We start from the raw sequence: 3,249 nt of genomic DNA, 5'->3' as shown, positions 1-3,249 counted from the left end.
AAACTTGTTCTTTGAAAACTAGATAATATCAAATATATAATTTTTCATAATGAAACCGAGAACACCGCGTTTTTTGAGTTTTTTAAAAGAAGTTTAATCGCTAAACTCAATTAATCGTATTTCCGTTAGGAAATAAGGTTAAGTTAACAAGGGCGCATGGTGAATGCCTTGGCACTAGGAGCCGATGAAGGACGGGACTAACACCGATATGCTTCGGGGAGCTGTACGTAAGCTATGATCCGGAGATTTCCGAATGGGGCAACCCAGCAGTTTTAATCAACTGTTACCACTAGATGAATTCATAGTCTAGTTGGAGGTAAACGCTGTGAACTGAAACATCTCATTAGCAGCAGGAATATAAAGAAATTTCGATTCCCTAAGTAGCGGCGAGCGAACGGGGAACAGCCCAAACCAAAGAGCTTGCTCTTTGGGGTTGTAGGACTGAACATTTGAGTTACCAAAGAACTTGATAGTCGAAGGATTTGGGAAAATCCGCCATAGATGGTGATAGCCCAGTAGATTAAATCAAATTCTCTCAGTTCAGGATCCTGAGTACGGCGGAACACGTGAAATTCCGTCGGAATCCGGGAGGACCATCTCCCAAGGCTAAATACTACCTAGTGACCGATAGTGAACCAGTACCGTGAGGGAAAGGTGAAAAGCACCCCGGGAGGGGAGTGAAATAGTTCCTGAAACCATGTGCCTACAATAAGTCAGAGCGCGTTAATGCGTGATGGCGTGCCTTTTGTAGAATGAACCGGCGAGTTACGATCCCGTGCAAGGTTAAGACTTAAAAGTCGGAGCCGTAGCGAAAGCGAGTCTGAAATGGGCGATTTTAGTACGAGGTTGTAGACCCGAAACCAGGTGACCTATCCATGTCCAGGTTGAAGGTGCGGTAAAACGCACTGGAGGACCGAACCCGTGTAAGTTGAAAATTGCTGGGATGAGGTGTGGATAGCGGTGAAATTCCAAACGAACTTGGAGATAGCTGGTTCTCTCCGAAATAGCTTTAGGGCTAGCCTCGGATGAAGGATCATGGAGGTAGAGCACTATTTGGACTAGGGGCCCGTCTTGGGTTACTGAATTCAGATAAACTCCGAATGCCATTGATTCATATCCGGGAGTCAGACGATGAGTGATAAGATCCACCGTCGAAAGGGGAACAGCCCAGATCACCAGTTAAGGTCCCTAAATGTATACTAAGTGGAAAAGGATGTGGAGTTGCACAGACAACTAGGATGTTGGCTCAGAAGCAGCCACCATTTAAAGAGTGCGTAATAGCTCACTAGTCGAGTGATTCTGCGCCGAAAATGTACCGGGGCTAAGTATACTACCGAAACTGTGGATGTGACCATTAGGTCACGTGATAGGAGAGCGTTCTAAGGGCGGTGAAGCATGATCGTGAGGACATGTGGAGCGCTTAGAAGTGAGAATGCCGGTATGAGTAGCGAAAGATAGGTGAGAATCCTATCCACCGAATGACTAAGGTTTCCTGGGGAAGGCTCGTCCTCCCAGGGTTAGTCGGGACCTAAGTCGAGGCCGAGAGGCGTAGACGATGGATAACAGGTTGAGATTCCTGTACCAGTTAAATGCGTTTGAACGATGGAGGGACGCAGGAGGCTAAGATGTGCATTCTGTTGGATTAGAATGTTCAAGCAGTAAGTCTTGTGAAGAGTCAAATGCTTTTCACTTTAAGGACAAGCTGTGATGAGGAGCGAAATTTAGTAGCGAAGCGTCTGATGTCACACTGCCGAGAAAAGCTTCTAGTGAGTATTTAACTGCCCGTACCGCAAACCAACACAGGTAGTCGAGGAGAGAATCCTAAGGTGAGCGAGTGAACTCTCGTTAAGGAACTCGGCAAAATGACCCCGTAACTTCGGGAGAAGGGGTGCTGATCGCAAGATCAGCCGCAGTGAATAGGCCCAGGCGACTGTTTATCAAAAACACAGGTCTCTGCAAAATCGTAAGATGACGTATAGGGGCTGACGCCTGCCCGGTGCTGGAAGGTTAAAAGGATGGGTTAGCTTCGGCGAAGCTCAGAATTGAAGCCCCAGTAAACGGCGGCCGTAACTATAACGGTCCTAAGGTAGCGAAATTCCTTGTCGGGTAAGTTCCGACCCGCACGAAAGGCGTAACGATCTGGGCACTGTCTCAACGAGAGACTCGGTGAAATTATATTGTCCGTGAAGATGCGGACTACCCGCGACAGGACGGAAAGACCCCATGGAGCTTTACTGTAGCTTGATATTGAGTGTTTGTACAGCTTGTACAGGATAGGTAGGAGCCATAGAAACCGGAACGCTAGTTTCGGTGGAGGCGTTGGTGGGATACTACCCTCGCTGTATGACCACTCTAACCCGCGCCACTTATCGTGGCGGGAGACAGTGTCAGGTGGGCAGTTTGACTGGGGCGGTCGCCTCCTAAAAAGTAACGGAGGCGCCCAAAGGTTCCCTCAGAATGGTTGGAAATCATTCGCAGAGTGTAAAGGCACAAGGGAGCTTGACTGCGAGACAGACAGGTCGAGCAGGGACGAAAGTCGGGCTTAGTGATCCGGTGGTACCGTATGGAAGGGCCATCGCTCAACGGATAAAAGCTACCCTGGGGATAACAGGCTTATCTCCCCCAAGAGTCCACATCGACGGGGAGGTTTGGCACCTCGATGTCGGCTCATCGCATCCTGGGGCTGTAGTCGGTCCCAAGGGTTGGGCTGTTCGCCCATTAAAGCGGTACGCGAGCTGGGTTCAGAACGTCGTGAGACAGTTCGGTCCCTATCCGTCGCGGGCGTAGGAAATTTGAGAGGAGCTGTCCTTAGTACGAGAGGACCGGGATGGACGTACCTCTGGTGTACCAGTTGTGCCGCCAGGCGCATTGCTGGGTAGCTACGTACGGATCTGATAAACGCTGAAAGCATCTAAGTGTGAAACAGACCTCGAGATGAGATTTCCCATTCCTATATGGAAGTAAGACCCCTGAAAGATGATCAGGTAGATAGGTTAGAAGTGGAAGTGCGGTGACGCATGAAGCGGACTAATACTAATCGGTCGAGGACTTAACCAAGTAAATGGTGTTCAGGTTCTGCATGAAAGTTATTTGATATTATCTAGTTTTGAGAGATACAAGTTTCTCAATAGTGTGGCGATGATGGCAAGAAGGATACACCTGTTCCCATGTCGAACACAGAAGTTAAGCTTCTTAGCGCCGATAGTAGTTGGGGGATCGCTCCCTGCGAGGGTAGGACGTTGCCATGCA

2 rRNA genes are annotated in these 3,249 nt (G+C 48.8%); both read left to right on the top strand.

From position 1 onward, the window contains the following. Window positions 1–136: 136 nt before the first annotated feature. A 23S ribosomal RNA gene (locus DY78_RS05400) occupies window positions 137–3,057 on the top strand. Between the two features lie 74 nt (window positions 3,058–3,131). Then, window positions 3,132–3,248, top strand: a 5S ribosomal RNA gene (gene rrf / locus DY78_RS05395). Window position 3,249: the final 1 nt, after the last annotated feature.

Source organism: Lactiplantibacillus fabifermentans DSM 21115, from assembly GCF_000498955.2.
Lineage (GTDB): Bacteria > Bacillota > Bacilli > Lactobacillales > Lactobacillaceae > Lactiplantibacillus > Lactiplantibacillus fabifermentans.
The sequence above is the reverse complement of the archived record's forward strand: the minus strand, read 5'-3'. Positions and strand labels throughout refer to the sequence as shown.